At 71.5% G+C, this 23,350-nt stretch carries 19 protein-coding genes and 1 tRNA gene; 10 read left to right on the forward strand and 10 right to left on the reverse strand.

Annotation, left to right across the window (positions count from 1 at the left end):
* The first annotated feature begins 70 nt into the window (after window positions 1-70).
* The 4 genes from glpK (at window position 71) to OHU35_RS08640 (ending at window position 5,208) form a co-directional block, all read left to right on the forward strand.
* Window positions 71-1,609 carry a glycerol kinase GlpK gene (glpK, locus tag OHU35_RS08625; RefSeq protein WP_189726591.1) on the forward strand — a complete coding sequence of 513 codons (1,539 nt, stop codon included), beginning with the start codon at window positions 71-73 and terminating at the stop codon, window positions 1,607-1,609.
* 8 nt (window positions 1,610-1,617) lie between these two features.
* The gene (locus OHU35_RS08630; protein ID WP_189726592.1) at window positions 1,618-3,234 is read left to right on the forward strand and encodes a glycerol-3-phosphate dehydrogenase/oxidase; all 1,617 of its coding nucleotides are present in this window, start codon (window positions 1,618-1,620) and stop codon (window positions 3,232-3,234) included.
* A gap of 122 nt (window positions 3,235-3,356) precedes the next feature.
* The gene (locus tag OHU35_RS08635) at window positions 3,357-4,028 is read left to right on the forward strand and encodes a FadR/GntR family transcriptional regulator (RefSeq protein WP_189726593.1); all 672 of its coding nucleotides are present in this window, start codon (window positions 3,357-3,359) and stop codon (window positions 4,026-4,028) included.
* Between the two features lie 157 nt (window positions 4,029-4,185).
* Window positions 4,186-5,208: a PAC2 family protein gene (locus OHU35_RS08640; RefSeq protein ID WP_189726594.1), complete on the forward strand. Its 1,023-nt coding sequence runs from the start codon at window positions 4,186-4,188 to the stop codon at window positions 5,206-5,208.
* 64 nt (window positions 5,209-5,272) lie between these two features.
* Here the strand turns inward: OHU35_RS08640 and mshC are convergent, their stop codons facing one another.
* The 4 genes from mshC to OHU35_RS08660 form a co-directional block, all read right to left on the reverse strand.
* The gene (mshC, locus tag OHU35_RS08645; RefSeq protein ID WP_189726595.1) at window positions 5,273-6,502 is read right to left on the reverse strand and encodes a cysteine--1-D-myo-inosityl 2-amino-2-deoxy-alpha-D-glucopyranoside ligase; all 1,230 of its coding nucleotides are present in this window, start codon (window positions 6,500-6,502) and stop codon (window positions 5,273-5,275) included.
* Window positions 6,503-6,596: 94 nt separating this feature from the next.
* On the reverse strand, window positions 6,597-7,427 hold the full coding sequence (locus OHU35_RS08650; RefSeq protein ID WP_189726596.1) for an SCO1664 family protein: 831 nt from the start codon (window positions 7,425-7,427) through the stop codon (window positions 6,597-6,599).
* Window positions 7,391-7,981 carry a DUF3090 domain-containing protein gene (locus tag OHU35_RS08655; RefSeq protein WP_189726597.1) on the reverse strand — a complete coding sequence of 197 codons (591 nt, stop codon included), beginning with the start codon at window positions 7,979-7,981 and terminating at the stop codon, window positions 7,391-7,393. Before OHU35_RS08655 ends, OHU35_RS08650 begins: the two co-directional genes overlap by 37 nt.
* 78 nt (window positions 7,982-8,059) lie before the next feature.
* Entirely contained in the window at window positions 8,060-8,746 is a 687-nt protein-coding gene (locus OHU35_RS08660) for a histidine phosphatase family protein (RefSeq protein ID WP_405505110.1), read from the reverse strand.
* 61 nt (window positions 8,747-8,807) lie between these two features.
* On the opposite strand from OHU35_RS08660, the gene corA reads away from it, so the two are divergent.
* Window positions 8,808-9,803, forward strand: a complete 996-nt coding sequence (gene corA / locus OHU35_RS08665) for a magnesium/cobalt transporter CorA (RefSeq protein ID WP_189726599.1) — start codon at window positions 8,808-8,810, stop codon at window positions 9,801-9,803.
* Window positions 9,804-9,814: 11 nt separating this feature from the next.
* Here corA and OHU35_RS08670 read toward each other — a convergent pair whose 3' ends face one another.
* Window positions 9,815-10,603, reverse strand: a complete 789-nt coding sequence (locus OHU35_RS08670; protein WP_405505111.1) for a ferritin-like domain-containing protein — start codon at window positions 10,601-10,603, stop codon at window positions 9,815-9,817.
* A 229-nt stretch (window positions 10,604-10,832) separates the two neighbouring features.
* Window positions 10,833-11,888, reverse strand: a complete 1,056-nt coding sequence (locus OHU35_RS08675) for an LLM class F420-dependent oxidoreductase (protein WP_189726601.1) — start codon at window positions 11,886-11,888, stop codon at window positions 10,833-10,835.
* 112 nt (window positions 11,889-12,000) lie between these two features.
* Between OHU35_RS08675 and OHU35_RS08680 the strand changes: the two genes are divergently transcribed.
* Window positions 12,001-12,987: an aldo/keto reductase gene (locus OHU35_RS08680; protein WP_189726602.1), complete on the forward strand. Its 987-nt coding sequence runs from the start codon at window positions 12,001-12,003 to the stop codon at window positions 12,985-12,987.
* On the forward strand, window positions 12,984-15,122 hold the full coding sequence (locus OHU35_RS08685) for a helix-hairpin-helix domain-containing protein (RefSeq protein WP_405505112.1): 2,139 nt from the start codon (window positions 12,984-12,986) through the stop codon (window positions 15,120-15,122). The genes OHU35_RS08680 and OHU35_RS08685 overlap by 4 nt, the downstream gene beginning before the upstream one ends.
* Before the next feature lie 51 nt (window positions 15,123-15,173).
* On the opposite strand, the gene OHU35_RS08690 is transcribed toward OHU35_RS08685, so the two are convergent.
* Window positions 15,174-15,875: a hypothetical protein gene (locus tag OHU35_RS08690; protein ID WP_405505113.1), complete on the reverse strand. Its 702-nt coding sequence runs from the start codon at window positions 15,873-15,875 to the stop codon at window positions 15,174-15,176.
* Window positions 15,876-15,922: 47 nt separating this feature from the next.
* On the opposite strand from OHU35_RS08690, the gene OHU35_RS08695 reads away from it, so the two are divergent.
* Complete coding sequence (locus OHU35_RS08695; RefSeq protein WP_010045410.1) at window positions 15,923-16,111, forward strand: DUF5703 family protein; 189 nt, start codon at window positions 15,923-15,925, stop codon at window positions 16,109-16,111.
* Window positions 16,112-16,190: 79 nt separating this feature from the next.
* On the opposite strand, the gene OHU35_RS08700 is transcribed toward OHU35_RS08695, so the two are convergent.
* The 3 genes from OHU35_RS08700 to OHU35_RS08710 all read right to left on the reverse strand — a co-directional run bounded on the left by OHU35_RS08700 (window position 16,191) and on the right by OHU35_RS08710 (window position 18,879).
* Window positions 16,191-17,039: a chaplin gene (locus OHU35_RS08700; protein ID WP_359896612.1), complete on the reverse strand. Its 849-nt coding sequence runs from the start codon at window positions 17,037-17,039 to the stop codon at window positions 16,191-16,193.
* 131 nt (window positions 17,040-17,170) lie between these two features.
* Window positions 17,171-17,404, reverse strand: coding sequence for a chaplin ChpH (gene chpH, locus OHU35_RS08705; RefSeq protein ID WP_030608446.1), 234 nt, complete (start codon window positions 17,402-17,404; stop codon window positions 17,171-17,173).
* 149 nt (window positions 17,405-17,553) lie between these two features.
* Window positions 17,554-18,879 (reverse strand): M20/M25/M40 family metallo-hydrolase, encoded by a 1,326-nt coding sequence (locus OHU35_RS08710; protein ID WP_189726605.1) that lies wholly within the window; start codon window positions 18,877-18,879, stop codon window positions 17,554-17,556.
* Between the two features lie 195 nt (window positions 18,880-19,074).
* Here OHU35_RS08710 and OHU35_RS08715 point away from each other — a divergent pair.
* Both OHU35_RS08715 and OHU35_RS08720 read left to right on the forward strand, forming a co-directional pair.
* Window positions 19,075-19,159: transfer RNA gene (locus OHU35_RS08715), tRNA-Leu, on the forward strand.
* 283 nt (window positions 19,160-19,442) lie between these two features.
* Window positions 19,443-23,309 (forward strand): Pls/PosA family non-ribosomal peptide synthetase, encoded by a 3,867-nt coding sequence (locus tag OHU35_RS08720; RefSeq protein ID WP_405505114.1) that lies wholly within the window; start codon window positions 19,443-19,445, stop codon window positions 23,307-23,309.
* Window positions 23,310-23,350 lie beyond the last annotated feature (41 nt).

The following is a 23,350-nucleotide window of genomic DNA, read 5'->3' on the forward strand; positions in this document are numbered from 1 at the left end:
GAACCTCGCGAAACTCTCAGCACGCGCCGTACGTAAAGCCCCATAAACACGGAACTTCCAGGAGCACACAGTGACCGACGCGCACACCGCCGGCCCCTTCATCGCCGCCATCGACCAGGGCACGACCTCCTCCCGCTGCATCGTCTTCGACCGGGACGGCCGGATCGTCTCCGTCGACCAGAAGGAGCACGAGCAGATCTTCCCGAAGCCGGGCTGGGTCGAGCACAACGCGACCGAGATCTGGACCAACGTCCAGGAGGTCGTCGCCGGGGCCGTCGCGAAGGCCGGCATCACCCGCGACGACATCAAGGCCATCGGCATCACCAACCAGCGCGAGACCACTCTGCTCTGGGACAAGAACACCGGTGAGCCCGTCCACAACGCCATCGTCTGGCAGGACACCCGCACCGACGCCCTCTGCAAGGAGCTCGGCCGCAACGTCGGCCAGGACCGCTTCCGCCGCGAGACCGGCCTTCCGCTGGCCTCATACTTCGCCGGCCCCAAGGCCCGCTGGCTGCTCGACAACGTCGACGGCCTGCGCGAGCGCGCCGAGGCGGGCGACATCCTCTTCGGCACCATGGACAGCTGGGTCATCTGGAACCTGACCGGCGGTGTCAACGGCGGCAAGCACGTCACCGACGTGACCAACGCGTCCCGCACCATGCTGATGAACCTGCACACCATGCAGTGGGACGAGAAGATCGCCGAGTCCATCGGCGTCCCGCTGGCCATGCTGCCCGAGATCCGCTCCTCCGCCGAGGTCTACGGCGCGATCACCGGCGGCAAGCTCGGTGACCTGCTCGGCGGCATCCCGGTCGCCTCCGCGCTCGGCGACCAGCAGGCGGCCCTGTTCGGCCAGACCTGTTTCGCCGAGGGCGAGGCCAAGTCGACGTACGGCACCGGCACCTTCCTGCTGATGAACACCGGTGAGAAGCCGGTCAACTCGTACAACGGGCTGCTGACCACGGTCGGCTACCGGATCGGCGACGAGAAGGCGGTCTACGCCCTGGAGGGCTCGATCGCCGTCACCGGTTCGCTGGTGCAGTGGATGCGCGACCAGATGGGCCTGATCTCCACCGCCGCCGAGATCGAGACGCTCGCGCTCTCGGTCGAGGACAACGGCGGCGCCTACTTCGTGCCGGCCTTCTCCGGTCTGTTCGCCCCGTACTGGCGCTCCGACGCCCGCGGTGTGATCGCCGGCCTCACCCGGTACGTCACCAAGGCGCACCTCGCGCGCGCCGTCCTGGAGGCCACGGCCTGGCAGACCCGTGAGATCACCGACGCCATGACGAAGGACTCCGGCGTCGAGCTCGCGGCGATCAAGGTCGACGGCGGCATGACCTCCAACAACCTGCTGATGCAGACGCTCTCGGACTTCGCGGACGCCCCCGTGGTGCGCCCGATGGTCGCCGAGACCACCTGCCTCGGCGCCGCCTACGCCGCCGGCCTCGCCGTCGGCTTCTGGAACAGCACCGACGACCTGCGCGCCAACTGGCGCCGGGCCGCCGAGTGGACCCCCCGCATGGACGCGGAGCACCGCGACCGTGAGTACAAGAGCTGGCTCAAGGCCGTCGAGCGGACCATGGGCTGGCTCGAGGACGAGGAGTAAGAAACAGCATGACCACTCAGTCCACCCTGCAGTCCGTACCTGCCCTGGGGACGCACCCGGCCTCCGGCTCGAACCCGAGCCGAGCCGAGACCAGGGAGCAGCTCGCCAAGGCGTCGTACGACCTTCTCGTGATCGGCGGCGGCATCCTGGGCATCTCCACCGCCTGGCACGCCGCGCAGTCCGGCCTCAGGGTGGCTCTGGTCGACGCCGGCGACTTCGCCGGTGCCACGTCGTCCGCCTCCTCCAAGCTGCTCCACGGCGGTCTGCGCTACCTGCAGACCGGCGCGGTGAAGCTGGTGGCGGAGAACCACTTCGAGCGCCGTGCGGTCTCCCGCCAGGTGGCCCCCCACCTGGCGAACCCGCTCACGTTCTACCTGCCCGTGTACAAGGGCGGGCCGCACGGCGCCGCGAAGCTCGGGGCGGGCGTCTTCGCCTACTCCGCGCTCTCCGCGTTCGGTGACGGCGTCGGGCATCTGCTCTCGCCGGCCAAGGCCGCGCAGGACGTGCCGGAGCTGCGCACCGAGAACCTCAAGGCCGTGGCCGTGTACGGCGACGACCAGATGAACGACGCGCGCATGGCGCTGATGACGGTCCGCGGCGCCGTGGAGGCGGGCGCGGTCGTCCTCAACCACGCCGAGGTGACGGGCCTGCGCTTCACCCAGGGCCGCGTCACGGGCGCCGAGCTGAAGGACCGCCTGTCCGGCGACGAGTTCGGCGTCAGCGCCCGGCTGGTGCTGAACGCGACCGGCCCGTGGGTCGACCACCTGCGCCGCATGGAGGACGCGAACGCCGCGCCGTCCATCCGGCTGTCGAAGGGCGCGCACCTGGTCCTGAAGCGCACCTCCCCCTGGAAGGCCGCGCTCGCCACGCCGATCGACAAGTACCGCATCACCTTCGCCCTCCCCTGGGAGGACATGCTGCTGCTCGGCACCACCGACGAGGAGTTCGAGGGCGACCCGGCGGATGTCTCGGTCACCGACAAGGACATATCCCAGATCCTCGACGAGGCCGCCTTCTCCGTCCGCGACCAGCAGCTGAGCCGCGACCTCATCACCTACTCCTTCGCGGGCCTGCGGGTGCTGCCGGGCGGCCCCGGCGACACCTCCAAGGCCAAGCGGGAGACGGTCGTCACCGAGGGCCGGGGCGGCATGCTGTCCGTCGCGGGCGGCAAGTGGACCACCTTCCGGCACATCGGCCGCACGATCATGAAGAAGCTGGAGTCGCTGCCGGGCCACCCCCTGGGCGACGACTTCGAGCCGATCAGCTCGCTGCCGAAGAAGCTGCCGCTGCCCGGCATCGCCAACCCGCGCGCGGTCGCCCACCGGCTGCTCACCGACCGCCCGGCGCCCGGCCCGCGCATGGGAGCCGACACCGCCAAGCACCTGGCCACGCACTACGGCTCGCTGGCGTTCGACATCGCCCGGCTGGCCAACGACAGCCCGGAGCTCGCCGAGCGCGTGCACCCGGACGCCCCGGAGATCTGGGCGCAGGTCGCCTGGGCCCGGGACCACGAGTGGGCCGAGACTCAGGACGACGTGCTGCGCCGCCGGACGACGCTGACGATCCGCGGCCTGGCCACGGACGACGTCCGCGCCAAGGTCCAGGATCTGCTCGACAAGAAGTAGGCCTGATTTCTCGACCCGTACCCGAGGGGGCGGCTCCACGCCGACGGAGCCGCCCCCTCCGCGTGTCCGTCCCCGCATAATGACGTGATACGTCGGAGGTCTTAAGCGACAGGAGGCCGGCCATGGCAGTCACCGACGAGGCGATCGAGAAAATCAAGGGAATGATCGTCTCCGGCGCGCTGCGCCCGGGCGACCGGCTGCCCAAGGAGAGCGAGCTCGCCGCCGACCTCGGCCTGTCCCGCAACTCCCTGCGGGAGGCCGTCCGCGCGCTGTCCCTCATCCGGATCCTGGACGTGCGGCAGGGCGACGGCACGTATGTGACGAGCCTCGACCCGCAACTCCTGCTGGAGGCGATGAGCTTCGTCGTGGACTTCCACCGCGACGACACGGTCCTGGAGTTCCTGGCCGTACGCCGCATCCTGGAGCCGGCCGCGACGGCCATGGCGGCGCTGCGGATCAGCGAGCAGCAGCTGGACGCGCTCACGGCCCAGCTGGACAAGCTCGGCGACGCCCCGTCCGTGGAGGATCTCGTCGCCTGCGACCTGGAGTTCCACCGGGGCATCGTGCACAGCTCGGGCAACTCCGTGCTGTGCTCGCTGCTCGACGGGCTGTCCGGCCCCACCACCCGGGCGCGGATCTGGCGCGGCCTCACCCAGGAGGACGCCGTCGGCCGCACCCTGCGCGAGCACCGGGCGATCCTCGCGGCCCTGCGCGACCGGGACGCCGAGGCGGCGCGCTCGTGGGCGACCGTGCACATCGCGAGCGTGGAGCAGTGGCTGCGCTCCACGCTGTGAGCGCAGCCTCACGGACAGCTCGGATGAATCCGGGGTGTTCAGGGGCGGATCGCGGGGCAGTGATGGGGTCACTCCCCCTGCGAGGGGGCTGCGGGCGCCCCCTTGGCACGCCGTAAGGTTGGGGCGTTCGCGAGGGTACGTCGGAAGGAGGCACTGGGTGATCGAGCTCGAGGGGGTTCCCGAGCTGGTCGACCCGGTCATGGTGGCCGCGTTCGAGGGCTGGAACGATGCCGGCGACGCCGCCTCCACCGCGGTCGCGCATCTCGACAGGGAATGGAAGGGCGAGGTGTTCGCGGCGCTGGACGCCGAGGACTACTACGACTTCCAGGTGAACCGCCCCACGGTGTTCATGGAAGCGGGCGTCCGCAAGATCACCTGGCCGACGACACGGCTGTCGGTGGTCCGGGTCGGCGGGGACAAGCCGCGCGATCTCGTTCTCGTCCGGGGCATCGAACCATCCATGCGGTGGCGCTCGTTCTGCAACGAACTGCTGGGCTTCGCACACGAACTGGGCGTGGAACTGGTGGTCGTCCTGGGCGCCCTGCTCGGCGACACCCCGCACACCCGTCCGGTTCCGATCAGCGGGACGACGTCCGACGCGGACCTGGCCCGCCGGATGGACCTGGAGGAGACCAAGTACGAGGGCCCCACGGGCATCGTGGGCGTCCTCCAGGAGGCGTGCACGCACGCGGGCGTGCCGGCCGTCTCGCTGTGGGCCGCGGTGCCGCACTATGTGTCGCAGCCGCCGAACCCGAAGGCAACGCTGGCTCTCCTGAACCGTCTGGAGGACCTGATCGACGTGCGCATCCCGCTGGGCGAGCTGCCCGAGGACGCGCGCGCCTGGCAGGTGGGCGTGGACCAGCTGGCCGCCGAGGACAGCGAGGTCGCCGAGTACGTCCAGTCGCTGGAGGAGGCCCGGGACACCGCCGAGCTGCCGGAGGCCTCGGGTGAGGCCATCGCGCGCGAGTTCGAGCGCTATCTGAGACGCCGGGACGGCGGCGGACCGACCGCCTCCGGGGGGCACGCGACGGCGGACGGCAGCGACAGCACGTCGTATCTGCGGGACAGCCCCAGCGGCCGTACGCGACCGCCGAAGCCGCCCAAGCCGGGCACGGACGACGGGGAGTCGTCGGCTCAGCCCAAGCCGGGCACGGACGACGAGGAGTCGTCGGAGGACTGAGGCACGATTGCACAGCTGAAGGGGCGTCTCCCGGCCGGGAGGCGCCCCTTCAGTCGCTCTTCGGTTACAGCGCTACGCCCAGCAGCGCGTCCACCGCCCGGGAGACCACCCCGGGAGCGCCCATGTCCGTACCGCCGCTCTCCTCCTGGAGGTCGGCCCAGCGGTCGACCGCGGCGAGCGCGGCCGGGGCGTCCAGGTCGTTCGCGAGGGCCTCGCGGATCTCCTCCACGAGCGCCTCCGCGGGCGGGCCGTCGGGCCGGGACACGGCGGCGCGCCAGCGGCCGAGCCGGGCGACGGCGTCCTGGAGGACCTGGTCGGTCCACTCCCAGTCGGCGCGGTAGTGGTGGGCGAGCAGCGCGAGCCGGATGGCGGCCGGGTCGACGCCGTCGTGCCGGAGCCTGGAGACGAAGACCAGGTTGCCCTTGGACTTGGACATCTTCTCGCCGTCGAGGGCGACCATGCCGGCGTGCACATACGCCTTGGCCATGGGGAACTCACCGGTGAGGGCCTGGGCGTGCGAGGCGCCCATCTCGTGGTGCGGGAAGGCGAGGTCGGAGCCGCCGCCCTGGATGTCGAAGCCCATGCCGAGATGGTCGAGGGCGATGGCCACGCACTCGATGTGCCAGCCGGGCCGTCCGCGCCCGAGCGATCCGCCGTCCCAGCTGGGCTCGCCCTCGCGGGCCGCCATCCAGAGCATCGGGTCGAGGGGGTTCTTCTTGCCCGGCCGGTCCGGGTCGCCGCCGCGCTCGGCGGACAGCAGCCGCATCGCCTCGGCGTCCAGACCCGAGACCTTGCCGAAGTGCGGGTCGGACTCGACGGAGAAGTAGACGTCCCCTTCGAGTTCGTACGCCGCGCCCGCGTCCCGCAGCCGCTCGACGAGCGGGACGATCCCCGGTATCGCCTCGACGGCGCCTATGTACTGCCGCGGCGGCAGCATCCGCAGGGCCGTCATGTCCTCGCGGAAGAGGACCGTCTCCTTCTCGGCGAGCGCGGCCCAGTCGATACCGTCGCGCTGCGCCCGCTCCAGGAGCGGGTCGTCGACGTCGGTGACGTTCTGGACGTAGTGAACCTGCCGCTTGGTGTCGAGCCACACGCGCTGCACGAGGTCGAACGCGTTGTACGTCGCCGCGTGCCCTATGTGGGTGGCGTCGTACGGGGTGATGCCGCAGACGTAGATACGGGCGACGGGACCGGGGTCGAGGGTGACCGAACCGCCGGTCGCGGTGTCGTGGATCCTCAGGTCGCGGCCCTGACCAGGCAGGGCGGGGACCTCGGAAGCGGGCCAGGCATGCATGTCATGAGCGTAACCGGACTGAAGTTCCATATACGAATGGGAGCGGTCCGGACGGCCGAGAAGGCGTTCTTGCGCGAGTTCGGCGTCTGTGCTGCTACACGGGTGGCCAGGGAATCGCCGGCCACTCCCCGCTCGGCTCCGGATGCGTCCCCGAGGCGAGCAGCGCACCGACACGCGCGCGTGCGGCGTCGATCTCGGCGCCGGTGATCAGCGGTTCGAGCCGTGCGGTGAGGGCCCCGCCTTCGGCCAGATCCTTCCTGAGGCCCTCGAGGACGTCGGCGGCCTCCCGCGTGAGGCGCTCCCCCGCCCAGCCCCACAGCAGGGTCCGCAGCTTGTTCTCGGCGTTGAAGGTCACTCCGTGGTCGATCCCGTACAGCCGCCCGTCGCCGGTGGGCAGCAGGTGCCCGCCCTTGCGGTCGGCGTTGTTGATCACGGCGTCCAGCACCGCGAGCCGCCGCAGCCGCTCGTCGTCGGCGTGCACGAGCAGCGCGGTACGCCCCTCGCCGACCTCGGCGAACCCGATCGCCTTCCAGCCCGGTTCGGGTTCCTCCCCGTCGACCAGCGCGAGCAGCTCCGCGTCCGGCACCGCCTCGATCCACAGCTGGCACATGCCCTCGCCGTAGGGGCCGTCGCGCAGCACGGTGGGCGGCACGAGGCCCCAGCCGGTCGCCTCGGAGACCTCGTACGCGGCGACCTCGCGCTGGGCGAGCGTCCCGTCGGGGAAGTCCCACAGGGGCCGCTCCCCGGCGACCGGCTTGTAGATACAGGCCGCCTCCCGGCCGTCGTACGACACCGTGCAGTACAGGGCGGCGTTGGAGGCGTCACGGATGCGTCCGCGTACGGTGAGTTCGCCCCGGGCGAGCAGCTCGGCGGGGTCGTCAGGAGGTGTCACGCTCCGCGGCGGTATCCGTTCTGGCGCGGACATACGTGTCCTTCCGGGTCGAGCGGGAGGCTGCACAGCGGGCACGGCGGCCGCCCGGCGTTGACGACGTCGAGGGCGCGCTTGGCGAAGGCCCTCGCCTGCGCGCCGGTGAGCCGGACCCGCAGCATCGGCGGCCCGTTCTCCTCGTCCTGGAGCAGCCGCTCCTCGGCCTCGGCGAGGTCCTCCTCGGAGTCGGCGTCCAGCTCGACGAGCGCCTGCGCCTCGACGATCATGAGCTGCTCGTCGCCGTCCCAGGCGAGCGCCATGGTGCCGACCCGGAACTCCTCCTCGACGGGGGTGTCCAGCGGGGCGCTGTCGTTGATCTCCGTCGGTGCGACGGCGGGGACGGAGGCGCTGCCGCCGCTACGGCGTACGACCTCGTCGAGCAGTTCGTCCATGCGCTCGGCGAGCGCGGCGACCTGGGTCTTCTCCAGGGCCACGCTGGTCACCCGGGTGCCGGCCGAAGCCTGGAGGAAGAACGAACGGCGCCCGGGCAGCCCGACCGTACCGGCCACGAAACGCTCCGGATGGTCGTAGAGGAACACCTGACGGGACACGTCCTGTCTCCATTGGAATCGTGGGGGCCGTGTGACAACGGCACTGCTGCGACCGCTTCACCCTACTGCGGCCGACGATCACGGTGCGCCCGCACCACCCCCGACTTGGGCGTCGTCGCCCGGCGGGTCCTCGCGCGGCACCAGGGACGTGAAGTCGCCGGTGTCGCCGAGGCGGACGAGAAACGGTCGCAGTCGTGTGTAACGGATCGCGGTGATGGAACACGGTTCAACGGAAATCCGCTGGAAGAGGTCCAGATGAAGTCCGAGTGCCTCGGCGACGAGCGACTTGATGATGTCGCCGTGCGAGCACATGAGGTAGACGGCGTCGGCGCCGTGGTCGCGCTCCACGCGCGCGTTCCACTCGCGCACGGCCTCGGCGGCACGCGTCTGCATGGCCCGCATCGACTCGCCGCCGGGGAAGGCCGCCGCGGACGGGTGCGCCTGCACCACCTCCATCAGGGGCTCGTCCTTGAGCTCGGCGAGCTTGCGCCCGGACCAGTCGCCGTAGTGGCACTCGCCGATGCGCTCGTCGGTGTGCGGCTTCAGTTCCGGCCGGGCCTCGAGAAGGGGCCTGATCGTCTCCTGGCAGCGCTGGAGCGGGCTGGCGACGATCTCGGCGAGGGGCAGTTCGGCGAGCCGCCCGGGCAGCGCGGCGGCCTGCGCGGAGCCGCGTTCGTCGAGGGCGACACCGGGCGTCCAGCCGGCGAGCAGTCCCTCGGTGTTGGCGGTGGAACGTCCGTGCCGGACCAGGATCAACGTGGGCATGCGATCCAGCGTAGGCGCACGCGCGCGTACGGTGTCGTTCGAGTGACGGGAGACTCGCTTCGTGATCGTCGACTGTGCCATCTACCGCGACGGACACCGCACGGAGGGGCCGGAGGACTTCTCCGACGCCCTGAGTGAGGCCCGTACGGCGGGCGGTTTCGTGTGGATCGGGCTGCACGAGCCGACAGAGCGCGAATTCGACCATGTCACCCGGGAGTTCGGCCTGCACCCGCTGGCCGTCGAGGACGCTCTCAAGGCCCATCAGCGGCCCAAGCTGGAGGTGTACGACGACTCGCTCTTCGTGGTCCTCAAGCCGGTGGTGTACGAGCCGCGGAGCGACACCGTCTCCTCCGGCGAGATCATGATCTTCCTGGGCGACTCGTTCGCGGTCACCGTCCGGCACGGCGAGGGCGCCCCGCTCAAGGCCGTACGGCACCGGCTGGAGCGGGAGCCGGAGCTGCTGGGCAACGGCCCCACGTCCGTGCTGTACGCGATCGCCGACGCCACGGTCGACCACTATCTGGACGTCGCGATCGAGCTGCAGGCCGACCTGGAGGGGCTGGAGGCGGAGGTGTTCTCGCCGGAGGGCGGCGGCTCACGGAACACCGCCTCCCGGATCTACGACTTCAAGCGCCAGGTCCTGGAGTTCCGCCGGGCGACCGGGCCGCTGGCCCTGCCGATGAGCCGGCTGGCGGGCACGGCGCAGTCCGGCGTGACGGTGCCGTTCGTGGACGACCGGGCCCGGCCCTTCTTCCGGGACGTCAGCGACCACCTCACGCGCGTGAACGAGTCCGTGGAGAACCTGGACCGGCTGGTGTCGGACATCCTCTCGGCGCATCTGGCGCAGATGAGCGTCCGGCAGAACGACGACATGCGGAAGATCTCCGCGTGGGCTGCCATGGCCGCGATCCCCACGATGGTCGCGGGGATCTACGGCATGAACTTCGAGCACATGCCCGAGCTGCGCTGGGAGTGGTCCTACCCGGCCCTCGTCATGCTGATGGTCGTTCTGGAGGTGCTGGTGTTCCGTCTGTTCAAGCGCCGGGGGTGGTTGTAGGCCGGGTGGTCTCAGGCGAACTCGGGTGCCGCGGAGGCCGGGCCGCCGAGCGCGTCACGGCGCTCGGGCATCTCCAGGGACACCATCCGGCGCCAGCCGCCCAGCCGTTCGTACACGTACATCGCGTGGATGCCCGCCGCGAGCACCGCCGACTTGGCCTTCGACCAGCCCAGGATGCGGCCCATGTTCGCCATGACCGCGAGGCTGACGTCCCGGTAGATCCGGATCTCGGCGAGCGCGCACTCCCGCAGGGTCCGCTGGATGGCCCGGCCGTGGCCCGCGGAGGCGAAGCGCAACAGTTCCTCGTGGCAGTAGGCGAGGTGGTTGTCCTCGTCGTTGGAGATCTGCTTGACGGCGCGACCGATGTCGGGGTCGTCCGCGAAGTGCTTGCGGAGCAGGTCCATCTGCTCGGAGGCGCGCTGTTCGGTGACCCTGCTGTGCGAGAGGTACGTGACGATGTCCTGGACCGCGAGCGGCTCGTCGCGCCCCAGCTGCTCGTGCGCGAGGCCGATGCCGTTCTTCTCCAGGAGCATCGTGTAGTCGGTCTCCGGCGGGACCGGGACGGGGTCGAGGCCGCGCTTCTTCATCAGGGCGTTGAAGATCCGCCCGTGCTTGTCCTCGTCGGCACCGTGGCGGGTGATCTTGGGGGCGAGTTCCCGCTCGCTCTCCGGGACGAGCGCGGCGATCCGGGCGTTCTCCCAGCCGCCCTGGGACTCGCCGCTCGCGGCGATGGAGCAGAACAGGGCGAAGGACTCGTCGTTGGCGAGGATCTCCTGGAACAGACTCTTGGCCGAAAGCATCGTGGGCACCTCTCCCGCGCGCGTGCGCGTGCTGCAGGAATCCGCAGTTTCCGCAAAGAACGAGTCAAGTGCGGGGTGAGCGGTGCTGCAACAGGTACGACGGACAACTCCGCCAAATGGAGGACGTAACCCTCGGCTGCTCCTCGCGTTGTTCTGCGTGACGGCCGTGGCGGGGAAGACCCCCGAGCCCCCACCACGGCCGCAGAAATCTCCGTCGGGCTCAGCCGCGTCAGGCGAGCCCGGCGTGCTCCAGGGCCTCCGTGCCGGCGCGCAGGGAGGCGATCCGCTCGTCGAGCGTGAAGCCCGCCGGAGCCAGGGTGAGGGTCGTGACACCGGCCTCCGCGTAGGCCTTCATCCGGTCCGCGATGCGCTCCACGGAACCGAGCAGGGTCGTCTTGTCGATCAGGTCGTGCGGTACGGCGGCCGCGGCGCCCTGCTTGTCGCCGGACAGGTACTTGTCCTGGATCTCGGCGGCTTCCTTCTCGTAGCCCATGCGCTGGGCGAGCTGGTTGTAGAAGTTCTGCTTGCGGCTGCCCATGCCGCCGACGTACAGCGCGGTGTAGGGGCGGAAGGTGTCGGCGAGCGTGGTCACGTCCTTGTCCTCGCCGAGGGCCAGGGGCAGGGTCGGGCAGATGTCGAAGCCGTCGAGGGTCTTGCCCGCCTTCTCACGGCCGGCCCGCAGGTACTGGATCGCCGTGTCCTCGAGGTGGTCGGCGGAGGGGAAGATCAGCAGGGCACCGTCGGCGATCTCGCCGGTCTGCTCGAGGTTCTTCGGGCCGATCGCGGCGATGTAGAGCGGGATGTGCTCGCGCTGCGGGTGCACCGTCAGCTTGATGGGCTTGCCCGGGCCGCCGGGCAGCGGCAGCGTCCAGTGCTGGCCCTCGAACGACAGGCGCTCGCGCGTCATGGCCTTGCGGATGATCTCGACGTACTCACGCGTGCGTGCCAGCGGCTTGTCGAACTTGACGCCGTACCAGCCCTCGGAGACCTGCGGGCCGGAGACGCCGAGGCCGAGCCGGAAGCGGCCGCCGGAGAGCGAGTCGAGGGTGGCGGCCGTCATGGCGGTCATCGCGGGCTGACGGGCCGGGATCTGGAAGATGGCGGAGCCGACGTCGATCCGTTCGGTCTGGGCGGCGACCCAGGTCAGTACGGTGGCGGCGTCGGATCCATAGGCCTCGGCGGCCCAGCAGACGGCGTATCCGAGCCGGTCGGCCTCCTGGGCGACGGCCAGATTGTCCGCGTCCATGCCGGCACCCCAGTAGCCGAGGTTGATACCGAGCTGCATCCCGATTCCCCTTACCCATCAGTAACGTGCCTTGTCCGCAGACCATAGCGCGCGGAAATCCGTCGTCCACAGCCCCCCACACCGTAGGTTCTGGCCAGTAATCTCGGCGTTCATGGAGCAGAGGCATCTCGGCCGCACCGGCCTTCGTGTGTCGCGGATCGGGCTCGGCACCCTGACCTGGGGGCGGGACACCGCCGAGCACGACGCCGCGGACCTGATGAAGACGTTCTGGGAAGCGGGCGGGACCCTCGTCGACACCGCGGACGTGTACGGCGACGGAGAGGCCGAGTACCTGCTCGGCAGGCTCATAGACGGCTTGGTGCCCCGCCGGGACCTGGTCATCTCGACCAAGGCAGGCAGCGTGCCGGACCCCGACCGCCGCTTCGACGGCTCCCGCGGCCATCTGCTCTCCGCGCTGGACGCCTCGCTCTCCCGGCTCGGAACCGACTACGTCGACCTGTGGCACGTGCACGCCTTCGACCCGGACACCCCGCTGGAGGAGACCCTCCAGGCCCTGGACCTCGCGGTCGCCAGCGGCCGTGCCCGCTACGCCGCCGTCTCCAACTTCTGCGGCTGGCAGCTGGCCAAGGCCGCCACCTGGCAGCTCGCCTCCCCCGGCACCCGGACCCGGCTGGCGGGTACGCAACTGGAGTACTCGCTGCTCCAGCGCGGCGTCGAGCGCGAGGTGCTGCCGGCCGCGCTGGACCTGGGCATCGGGCTGCTGCCGTCCTCCCCGCTGGGGCGTGGGGTGCTGACGGGCAAGTACCGGGGCGACACCACTCCGTCGGACTCGCGTGGCGCCTCGGAGCACCTCGCCCCGTTCGTCGCGCCGTACCTCGACGACACGGCGAGCCGCATCGTGGACGCCGTGACGACCGCCGCCGACGGCCTGGCGGTGACGCCGCTCCAGGTGGCCCTGGCGTGGGTCCGTGACCGGCCGGGGGTGGCCGCTCCCGTCGTCGGCGCGCGCAACGCGCAGCAGCTCACGGCCGCGTTGTCAGTGGAGGCCCTTAGTCTTCCTGACGAGATCTGCCGGGCGCTCGACGATGTGTCGGCGCCTGTGCACCGCTATCCCGATCACGACTGGAGCACGCTGTGAGCACGGAGCCGGAGACCACGGAGGACGACGAGCCGGGGACGCCGACCGGTGGTGCGGAGACCGAGGAGGCCCAGGGGGATGCGGCCGATGCCGGTCAGGTGTCCGAGGCCGAGGCCGAGCTGAGGGCCCAGCAGGCCGAGCGGGAGCGCATCGAGCAGCGGAAGGCCGAGAAGAGGGCGCCGATCGAGAGCGGCACCAAGCTGAGCGGCAAGGCCGCCGATCTGCTCGCCGCCGTACGGGCCGTGGAGGGCGGTGAGAAGCCGGCGGCCACGGTGTTCGAAGAGCCCGCGCCCGCCCCCCGGCGCTCCGCTCCGGAGCCGGTACGGCGACCGCAGCCGGTGCCGGCCGAGACCGTCGCCGCGTCGTCGGCTCCCGCGCCGGAGGCGGTGCAGGCCGTGCGGCGGGTGCTCGGCGAGGGCGGTGCCCCGGAGACGCTCGCGCCGCAGGTGGTCGAGGCACTCGGCGAGGGTGCCGACGAGCGGCTGCGGGCGGACCCCTGGCAGTTGCTGCGGGTCGCCGGTGTGCGGCCCGAGCAGGCCGACGGGTTCGCGCGCGCGCTGCTCGGCGCCGAGTGCGGCCCGGACGACGAGCGACGGGGCCGGGCCGTCACCGTCTGGCTCCTGGAACAGGCCGCGCTGGCCGGGCACACCGCCCTGGAGATGCCGGCGCTCCTCGCGGCCCTGGCACAGCGGAGCGTGCCGGAGCCCGACAGCGCGGTGCAGGACGCGATCGCGGAGGGCGACGCGCTGGTCTTCCAGGACGCCCTGGAGGAGGCCGGTGCGCCGGCCCGGGCAGAACAGGACGACGCGGAGGAGGACGAGGAACGTCCGGTCCGTGTCCTGGTCGGTCTCGAGCGGTACGCGCTCGCGGAGGAGAGCCTGGCCGACGGTCTGGCCCGGCTGGTCAACTCGGCGCCCAAGCAGGACGGTTCGGCCGAGGAGTGGGAGCGGGTCGCCGCCGCGGCCCAGGGGTCGGCGGGTGAGCTGCTGCGCGCGGTCGCCGGTCATGGCCTGGTCCTGCACACCGGCGGCGAGGCGTCCCTGGCCGAGCCGGCCGCGCTGCTGAGCGCCGCGCACGCCCTCGGGCTGCGCGCCTGGGCCGCCACACACGGCCCGATCGGCCGCACCCGCTTCGCCGCCCTGCTGGGCTCCGATCCCGACGGCGCAGCGGATCAGGGCCGCTCCTCCGTCACCACCGTCTCCGGGCTGCTCGCCGGCCTCGAAGGGCCCGGCCGGGATGCCGACGGTGCCCTGGATCTCGATCTGCTCATCGTGCTCGACGCGCCGCAGCTGGACGTCGAGACGGCGGCGCTGCTGACGGAGTCGCTGCCCGACGGGGCGCGGCTGGTGCTGGCCGGGGACCCGGCGGTGCTGTGGTCCGTGGGGCCGGGGCGGGTGTTCGCGGATCTGCTCGCGGCGCGGATCTGCCCGCAGGTCGCCTCGCGGCGGCCGGATCCCGGGCCGCTGGGCGAGCTGGTCTCGGGTATCGGCATCGGCGAGCTGACCCAGGTCGAGGCCCCCGGCAAGGAGATCGTGATCGTGCCGGTGCGGGACGCGGGCGAGGCGGTGCACCGGGCGGTGCAGCTCGTCGTCGACTCGGTGCCGCGGGCGATCGGCGTACCGGCCGAGGAGACGCGGGTGATCACACCGGGGCACGGCGGCGCCGTCGGCACCCGTGCGCTCAACTCGGCGTTGAAGGAGCGGCTCAATCCGGGCCCGGGCCGCTTCGGCGGCTTCGACCCCGGTGACCGGATCATCCACTCCCCCGTGCCGGGCCGTGCCCTGCCGGGCCGGGTGGTGAAGGCGGACGCCGAGGGGCTCCACCTGTCGTGCGAGGGCGAGGCCGTCGTCGTACCGAAGGAGCGGGTGGAGCAGTCCGTACGGCACGGCTGGGCGCTGACCGCGCACCAGGCGGTGGGAAGCCGGTGGCCCGCGGTGGTCGTGGTACTGCCCGGCGATGCCGCGCAGGCGCTCAGCCGGCCCTGGGTGTACACGGCGTTCGGACGGGCCGAGCGCCATCTGTCCGTGGTGCACGGCGTGGAACAGGCGTTGCCCAGGGCCGTGGCCGAGGTGATGGCGAAGCCCCGGACGACCCGGCTTCCGGTGCTGCTCGCTCCGCAGGTCGACGGCGGCTGACCACGGTGGTGGTCACGGGGACGTCCCCGTGACCACCACCGTCGGGTGCGCTCAGCGGCGGTCCGCGTCCAGGCGCTCCAGGTCCTCGTCCTCGTCGAGGTCGGTGTCGAGGTCGTCCCCGTCGTCGTCTTCGTCATCGTCATCGTCGTCCTCGACATCGTCGAAGACGGCGCTGACGTCGAAGCGGCAGACCACCTGCTGCGGATCGACCTGATCGAACGGGGCCTCCAGCCACTCTCCGGGGTCGGCCGGTTCGTCCGCCGCCATCACCCAGAGCGTGGAGTCGCCCTCCTCGAGCCCGAACTCCTTGTGCCGGGAGGCGATCTCGTCGGGCTCGAACTCGCCGAACAGCAGGCCGAGCGCGCCATGGGTCGTCCCGGAGGCGGCCGGGCCGTCCTCGCCTTCCGCGGCCTCGATCCGCTGCGCCTGCGCCAGGAGACGCTGCGGCTCCGCCACGGCGTAGTCGCGGCGGATCAGTACGCTCAGCGCGTTCGGTTCCTCGGGGCCCGCGTACGGGGGCAGCGCGTCCTCCGCACCGGGGATCTCGAAGGGGGTGACCTCGTCGTATCGGTCGTAGAGCAGTTCGTCGTACACCTCTGCGGCCGCGGCCAGCTGGTTGAACGCCTCGTAGACGGCCGGGTCGTCCTCTCCCGACCTGCCTTCGACCGCGGCCAGGTGGCGGTCGAGCGCGGTCTTGACCGCCTCGGCGGCGGCGCGTACCTCGGCAGCGGTGGGCTGCGCAGCATCAGACATAGTGCAGACGCTATCCGTACCAGGCCCCAGCCCGCACAATAGATGCGATGCCGGAATACGAATTTGTCGACGTGTACGTACCGCGCGGGGTCTCCCGCAAGGAAACGGCACGTCTGCTGACGGACCACGCCGAGTACGGACACTGGGAGTTGCACCGTCTGAGCCTGCTGCGCGACGGCAGCCGCAAGGTGCGGTTGCGTCGGCGGATCATCCGCCAGGTGCGGGCCACGTGGTGAGCTGAGACGGCGCACCGGGAGAAGGCATACACGGGAGCGGGCCCCGCATCGGCGGGGCCCGCTCCGTTTGCCGTGGGGGTCAGGCCGAGGCACGCGCCTTGCGGTAGAGGATCACGCCCGCCAGCAGCGCGCCCGCGCCGGCCGGCAGGGTGAGACCGAGCGGCAGGTCGCTGCCGGTCTCCGCGAGCTGGGCGTCGCCCTTGGGCTGCGTGACGAACTGGCCGCCCGGCTTGTTGCCGGGGTTCTCGGGGTTGCCCGGGGTCTCAGGGTTCCCAGGGTTGCCCGGGTTCCCGGGGTTGCCAGGCTCACCGGGGTTGCCCGGGTTCCCGGGCTCACCGGGGTTCCCAGGCTCCCCCGGGTTACCGGGCTCACCAGGATTGCCGGGCTCCCCAGGTTCGCCGGGGTTCCCGGGCTCCCCCGGGTTACCGGGGTTCCCCGGCTCGCCCGGCTGCCCGGGCGTCTCGTATCCGCCGCCGGGCGGGTCGGTGTGATGCCCGCCGGAGCCGTTCGCGCAGTCGTTGCCCGTGGTGGAGTTGCCGACGCCGATGACGTCGACACTGTTGCCGCAGGCGTTCACCGGCACGTGGATCGGTACCTGGACGTGGTTGCCCGAGCCGACTCCGGGCGAGTCACTGGCGTGGCCGCCCGCGTGCGAGCCGCCGTGGCCGCCCGACGGCGATCCACCGCCCTTGTTGGCACACGAGTTGCCCACCGACGGGTTGAGGACACCGATGACGTTGACCGTGTTCCCGCAGACGTTGACCGGCGCGTGCACCGGCGCCTGCACCGTGTTCCCGGAGAGCACGCCGGGCGAGCCCGAACTGGAGCCCTGCGCGCCCGAGTCGGCGTAAGCGGAGCCGCCCGCGGCGGCGATCACGCCGGTCGCGGCCGCCACGGTCATCAGACCCTTGCGGGTGACCTGTCGCATTGCTGAATACCTACCTTCGACCCTGTCTCGAATTCTTCTCGAATTCCTCGAAAGAAGCGTTCGGTCCCGGAGCGCATGGCACGCGCTCCGGGACCGATGGCTTTTGAGCTCCCCTCAGAGAGGGGAAAGCATCACTTGTTGATGCAGGTGTTGCCGAAGGCGGGGTTCAGCAGCCCGATCACGGAGACCGTGTTGCCGCAGACGTTCACCGGGACGTGAACGGGCACCTGAACAACGTTGCCGGACAGGACACCCGGGGAGTGCACGGCAGCACCCTGGGCACCCGAGTCGGCGACGGCAAGGCCCGCGCCCGCGAGAACCAGCCCACCGGTGGCAGCCGCAGCAGCGACGACCTTCTTGATCATTATTCCTCCTAGTTGGCAAAGCGACCCATCTTGCGATCGCATTACCTGTAACGAGGAGGGAGTAATGAGGCTACGAGCTTATGGTCGCATTCACTCTTCCCAGTCGATTCCGTACGGGCGAGCGAATATGTCCGTACCGGTGGGCCGATTCAGGACGCGTCGATGAACCGGTCGAGCACCCGCACGCCGAACTTCAGGCCATCCACCGGCACCCGCTCGTCGACACCGTGGAACATGCCCGCGAAGTCCAGCTCCGGCGGCAGCTTCAGCGGCACGAAGCCGAAGCCACGGATGCCCAGGTCGTCGAAGGACTTCGCGTCCGTCCCGCCGGAGAGCATGTAGGGAACCGCCTTGGCGGTCGGGTCCTCGGCCAGCAGCGCGGACTGCATCGCCGCCACGAGCGCCCCGTCGAAGGTGGTCTCGACGGCCTTGTCGGCGTGGACGTCCTCACGCCGCACCTTCGGGCCGAGGATCCGGTCGAGGTCGGCGAGGAACTCCTCCTCGTGGCCGGGCAGGAACCGCCCGTCGACGTGGGCGGTCGCCTCACCGGGAATGACGTTGACCTTGTAGCCGGCACCGAGCTGCGTGGGGTTGGCCGTGTTGCTCAGGGTCGCGCCGATGAGCTTGGCGATGCCGCCGAGCTTCGCGAGGGTCGACTCCATGTCCTCCGGGTCGAGCTCGGTGCCGAACGCGTCACCGAGCTCGTCGAGGAAGGCGCGGGTGGTCTTGGTGACCCGCACCGGGAACTTGTGCCGCCCCAGCCGCGCGACGGCCTCCGACAGCTCGGTGATCGCGTTGTCCCGGTGGATCATCGACCCGTGCCCGGCCGTGCCGGCCACGGTGAGCTTCATCCAGTGCATGCCCTTCTCGGCCGTCTGGATCAGGTACAGCCGCCGCTGCTCGCTCACGGTGAACGAGAATCCGCCCACCTCGCTGATCGCCTCGGTGACACCCTCGAACAGGCCGGGGTGGTTGCGGACCAGGTGCTTGGCGCCGTACGTGCCGCCCGCCTCCTCGTCCGCGAGGAACGCGAGGACGATGTCGCGCGGGGGCTTGCGCCCGCTGCGCAGCCGGTCGCGGACGACCGCGAGGGTCATCGCGTCCATGTCCTTCATGTCGACGGCCCCACGGCCCCACACGCAGCCGTCGGCGACCTCGCCGGAGAAGGGGTGGTGGGTCCAGTCGTCCGCGTTGGCCGGTACGACGTCGGTGTGGCCGTGGATGAGGAGCGCGGGCCTGGAGGGGTCCTCGCCCTCGATCCGGGCCACCGTGGAGGCACGGCCCGGGTGCGACTCGAAGATCTGCGGTTCGAGCCCGACCTCCGCGAGCTTCTCGGCGACGTACTCGGCCGCCTTGCGCTCGCCCGGACCCGAGTGGTCGCCGTAGTTGCTGGTGTCGATCTGGATCAGCTCGCGGCAGAGGTCCACGACCTCGTCCTCGCCGGTGACGCTCCTGGCCGTGTCCGTCTCGCTCACGTGCTTCCTCCCGCTGTCACTGCTGGTGGGTCCCTCTCATCCTCTCTCTCCACGGCCCGCTCCCCAAGACCGCTTGCGGCCCGTCACGCGCCGTTCACACCTCGCCGGGGCTCGGGCGGGGGTGATCGGCCACCCTCGAAAGCCTGGTAATGTTTACGTCGTCGCCGCGGGGAGAACCCACGCGACAGACACCTTGTCCGGGTGGCGGAATGGCAGACGCGCTAGCTTGAGGTGCTAGTGCCCTTTATCGGGCGTGGGGGTTCAAGTCCCCCCTCGGACACAGATAAGAAAAGCCCCTCTCGTCGAGGGGCTTTTCGTCGTTTCCGCCTGGGACCTGAGGAATGTGGGCGACATCTCGCCCTGCCGGGAGAAGCCCAGGTGGGAGAGGGTGGCGCCGCACCGACGCGGTGTCTCGCGTTTGCCTCCGAGTGGCGGACATGACAGGACGAAGTAACCCGACCACTAGAGTATTGGGCTTGTTCGCGCCGGAACGGAACATCCCCAGGCAGACCTGCGGGCCCGTCGGCGCCCCGGAAGGTCCGGGTTCGAGACGCGAGGATCCGATGGCCGCCCTGCACGAAAGCCCCGACCTCACTCTGCTGGACCGGGAGCTGAGCACAGGACTCCGCGACGTGGCCCGCTTCTCCGCAGGTCCCGTGGCCTCGCCCCGCACCCTGGTCGACATCTTCGAGGCGTCCGTACGCGCGTATCCCGACGAGCCCGCACTCGACGACGGGCACCGGCTGCTCACCTACCGCGCGCTGGCCGTCGAGGTGGAGACCCTGCGGCGGAGACTGGCCGCCGCGAAGGTCGGTCTCGGGGACCGCGTCGGTGTCCGGGTCCCGTCGGGCACGAACGATCTGTACGTGGCGATCCTCGCCGTGCTGGCCGCCGGTGCCGCGTACGTGCCCGTGGACGCCGAGGACCCCGACGAGCGGGCCGCGCTGGTCTTCGGCGAGGCCGGGGCGCGGGCGGTCATCGGGGCCGGTCACGAGCTGACCCTGGGCGATGCCGCCGGGCACACCGCCGCCCGGCCCGGTGCCGGGCACGACGCGTGGATCATCTTCACCTCCGGCTCCACCGGGAAGCCCAAGGGCGTGGCCGTCGGCCACCGCAGCGCCGCCGCCTTCGTCGACGCGGAGGCCGCGCTGTTCCTGGCCGACGAGCCGATCGGGCCCGGTGACCGGGTCATGGCGGGGCTGTCCGTCGCGTTCGACGCGTCCTGTGAGGAGATGTGGCTGGCCTGGCGGCACGGGGCCTGTCTGGTGCCCGTGCCGCGCTCGCAGGTCAGGAGCGGTGCCGATCTCGGGCCGTGGCTGGTCGAGCAGGAGATCACCGTCGTGTCCACCGTGCCGACACTGGCGGCGCTGTGGGAGCCGGAGACGCTCAACGACGTCCGTCTGCTGATCTTCGGCGGCGAGGCGTGCCCGCCCGAGCTGGCGCAGCGATTGGTGACCGAGGGGCGTGAGGTGTGGAACACCTACGGGCCGACCGAGGCGACCGTCGTGGCGTGCGCTTCGCTGATGAGCGGCGAGGAGCCGATCCGGATCGGGCTGCCGCTGGACGGCTGGGAGCTGGCCGTCGTGGACGAGGCCGGGGAGCCCGTGCCGATGGGCGGCAGCGGTCAGCTGGTGATCGGCGGGGTCGGGCTCGCCCGGTATCTCGACGCCGAGAAGGACGCGGAGAAGTACGCGCCGCTTCAGTCGCTGGGCTGGGAGCGGGCGTACCGCAGCGGTGACCTGGTGCGGGCCGAGCCGGAGGGGCTGGTCTTCCTCGGGCGGGCCGATGAGCAGATCAAGCTCGGTGGACGCCGTATCGAGCTCGGTGAGGTGGACGCGGCGCTTCAGGCGCTGCCCGGGGTGGCCGGGGCCGCCGCCGCGGTGCGCACGGCCCGCAGCGGCAACCAGCTCCTCGTGGGCTACGTCGTCATCCAGGACGGCTGGGACCACGCGGCCGCCGTCGAGCGGCTGCGCGCCGAGCTGCCCGCCGCTCTGGTGCCGTTGCTCGCGCCGGTCGACGAGCTGCCGACGCGTACGTCGGGCAAGGTCGACCGGAACGCGCTGCCCTGGCCGCTGGAGGGGCTGGAGACGGGCGGCCCGGCCGAGCCGCTGTACGGCACCGAGGCCTGGCTCGCCGAGCAGTGGACGGACGTCCTCGGCATTCCGGTGACGTCGGCCTCCGACGACTTCTTCGCGATCGGCGGGGGCAGTCTGGCCGCCGCCCAGCTGACGACGAGGCTGCGCACCCGCTACCCGAGCGCCGCCGTCCTCGACATCTACCAGCGGCCCGTCCTGCGGAAGCTGGCCCGGCACCTGGAGGAGTCGGCGCAGGACGACGGGGCCCAGCGGGTCGTGGCACCGGTGCCGAGGCGGGCCCAGCTCGTCCAGCTCCTGCTGCTGGTTCCGCTGTTCACACTGCTCGGGCTGCGCTGGACCGTGGTGCTCGCCGCGCTCGGGAACGTGCTGCCCGCCTACTCCTGGCTGCCGACCGCGCCCTGGTGGCTCGTCGCGGCCGGCGCCGTGCTGCTCTTCAGCCCGCCCGGGCGCCTGGCGCTCGCCGCGGGCGGGGCCCGGTTGCTGCTGCGGGGCGTGCGGCCGGGCCGGTACCCGCGCGGCGGGAGCGTCCATCTGCGGCTGTGGACGGCCGAGCGGCTGGCGGAGTTCAGCGGGGCGACCTCACTGACCGGATCCTGGCTGGAACGGTACGCGCGAGCGCTGGGCGCCAAGGTCGGGCAGGACGTGGATCTGCACTCGCTGCCCCCGGTCACCGGCATGCTCAAGCTGGGCCGGGGCGCGGCCGTCGAGTCCGAGGTGGACCTGTCCGGGTACTGGCTGGACGGTGACCGGCTGGAGGTCGGGCCGGTGAAGGTGGGCGCGCACGCCGTCGTCGGCACGCGCAGCCTGCTCTTCCCGGGCGCGCGGGTGGGCAAGCGGGCCGAGGTGGCGCCCGGTTCGGCGGTCACCGGACAGGTTCCCACCGGGCAGCGGTGGGCGGGAGCGCCCGCGGTCAAGCTGGGCCGGGCCAAGCGCAACTGGCCCAAGGAGCGGCCTGCGCGGGGCGCGTTCTGGCGGGTGATGTACGGCGTGACCGGTTTCGCGCTGACCGCGTTGCCGGTGGTCTCGGCGGCTGCCGCGCTGCTGGTGGCGGGCCTGTTCGTCGGTCCGGACGCCGGGCTCGGTGCGACGCTGCGGGGTGCCGTGCTCGCGTTGGTGCCGGCGACGCTCGCGTTCGGGCTGGCGTACGCGCTGCTGCTCGTGGTCGCCGTACGGATGCTGAGCCTGGGGCTGCGGGAGGGCACGCACGCCACGCACAGCCGGGTGGGCTGGCAGGCCTGGACCGTGACCCAGCTGATGGACCGGTCGCGGGACATGCTGTTCCCGCTGTACGCGGGGCTGGTCACGCCGGTGTGGCTGCGGCTGCTCGGGATGCGGATCGGGCGGCGGGCCGAGGTGTCCACCGTGCTGGCCCTGCCCAGCCTGACGACGGTCGGCGACGGTGCGTTCCTGGCGGACGACACACTGACCGCGCCGTACGAGCTCGGCGGCGGCTGGCTGCGGGTCGGCCGCGCGGAGATCGGCCGGCGGGCCTTCCTCGGCAACTCGGGGATGACCGCGCCGGGGCGCAGCGTGCCGGACGGCGGCCTGGTGGGTGTGCTGTCGGCGACGCCGAAGAAGGCCAAGAAGGGCAGCTCGTATCTGGGGCTGCCGCCGATGAAGCTGCCGCGGGCCGCGTCCGACGGCGACCAGAGCCGGACGTACGATCCGCCCGCGCGGCTGCTGTGGGCGCGCGGTCTTGTGGAGCTCTGCCGGATCGTGCCGGTGTTCTGCTCTGCGGCGCTGGCGGTGGCGACGGCGGCGGCGCTGTGCGCCCTCAGGGTGTGGGCACCCCTGCTGTCCGGTCTTGTGCTGCTCGGGGCGGGCTGCGCGGCGGGGCTCGTCTCGATCGCGGCGAAGTGGCTGCTCGTGGGGCGGCATCGCCGGGCCGAGCACCCCTTGTGGAGCTCCTTCGTGTGGCGCAACGAGCTGGCGGACACCTTCGTCGAGGTGCTGGCCGTGCCGTGGCTGGCCGGTGCGGTGCCGGGTACGCCGCTGCTGTCGGCGTGGCTGCGGGGACTCGGCGCGCACATCGGCAAGGGGGTGTGGGTCGAGAGCTACTGGCTGCCGGAGACGGATCTGGTGACGCTCGAGGACGCGGCGACCGTGAACCGGGGCTGTGTGCTCCAGACCCACCTCTTCCACGACCGGATCTTGCGGACGGATACTGTGGTCCTCCGTGAGGGCGCCACTCTGGGCCCGGGCGGAATCATCCTGCCCGGCAGCGCCGTCGGGGCCCGCGCCACGCTGGGTCCGGCGTCCCTGGTGATGGCCGCGGAGTCCGTGCCCGACGACACGCGCTGGCTGGGCAACCCGATCGAGGCGTGGCGTCGCTAGGCGGAACCCCGGCGCGGCCGGGGTCGACGGACGTCGTACGA

Origin of the sequence: Streptomyces purpurascens (assembly GCF_045040895.1) — a bacterium.
Lineage (GTDB): Bacteria > Actinomycetota > Actinomycetes > Streptomycetales > Streptomycetaceae > Streptomyces > Streptomyces purpurascens.

Bases quoted from the DNA above. Each gene is read 5' to 3' on its own strand.
- OHU35_RS08630 (WP_189726592.1), top strand. From the start codon at position 1,618: ATGACCACTCAGTCCACCCTGCAGTCCGTACCTGCCCTGGGGACGCAC.
- OHU35_RS08635 (WP_189726593.1), top strand. From the start codon at position 3,357: ATGGCAGTCACCGACGAGGCGATCGAGAAAATCAAGGGAATGATCGTC.
- mshC (WP_189726595.1), bottom strand. From the start codon at position 6,502: ATGCATGCCTGGCCCGCTTCCGAGGTCCCCGCCCTGCCTGGTCAGGGC.
- OHU35_RS08650 (WP_189726596.1), bottom strand. From the start codon at position 7,427: ATGTCCGCGCCAGAACGGATACCGCCGCGGAGCGTGACACCTCCTGAC.
- OHU35_RS08660 (WP_405505110.1), bottom strand. From the start codon at position 8,746: ATGCCCACGTTGATCCTGGTCCGGCACGGACGTTCCACCGCCAACACC.
- OHU35_RS08670 (WP_405505111.1), bottom strand. From the start codon at position 10,603: ATGCTTTCGGCCAAGAGTCTGTTCCAGGAGATCCTCGCCAACGACGAG.
- OHU35_RS08675 (WP_189726601.1), bottom strand. From the start codon at position 11,888: ATGCAGCTCGGTATCAACCTCGGCTACTGGGGTGCCGGCATGGACGCG.
- OHU35_RS08680 (WP_189726602.1), top strand. From the start codon at position 12,001: ATGGAGCAGAGGCATCTCGGCCGCACCGGCCTTCGTGTGTCGCGGATC.
- OHU35_RS08690 (WP_405505113.1), bottom strand. From the start codon at position 15,875: ATGTCTGATGCTGCGCAGCCCACCGCTGCCGAGGTACGCGCCGCCGCC.
- OHU35_RS08695 (WP_010045410.1), top strand. From the start codon at position 15,923: ATGCCGGAATACGAATTTGTCGACGTGTACGTACCGCGCGGGGTCTCC.
- OHU35_RS08700 (WP_359896612.1), bottom strand. From the start codon at position 17,039: ATGCGACAGGTCACCCGCAAGGGTCTGATGACCGTGGCGGCCGCGACC.
- chpH (WP_030608446.1), bottom strand. From the start codon at position 17,404: ATGATCAAGAAGGTCGTCGCTGCTGCGGCTGCCACCGGTGGGCTGGTT.
- OHU35_RS08720 (WP_405505114.1), top strand. From the start codon at position 19,443: ATGGCCGCCCTGCACGAAAGCCCCGACCTCACTCTGCTGGACCGGGAG.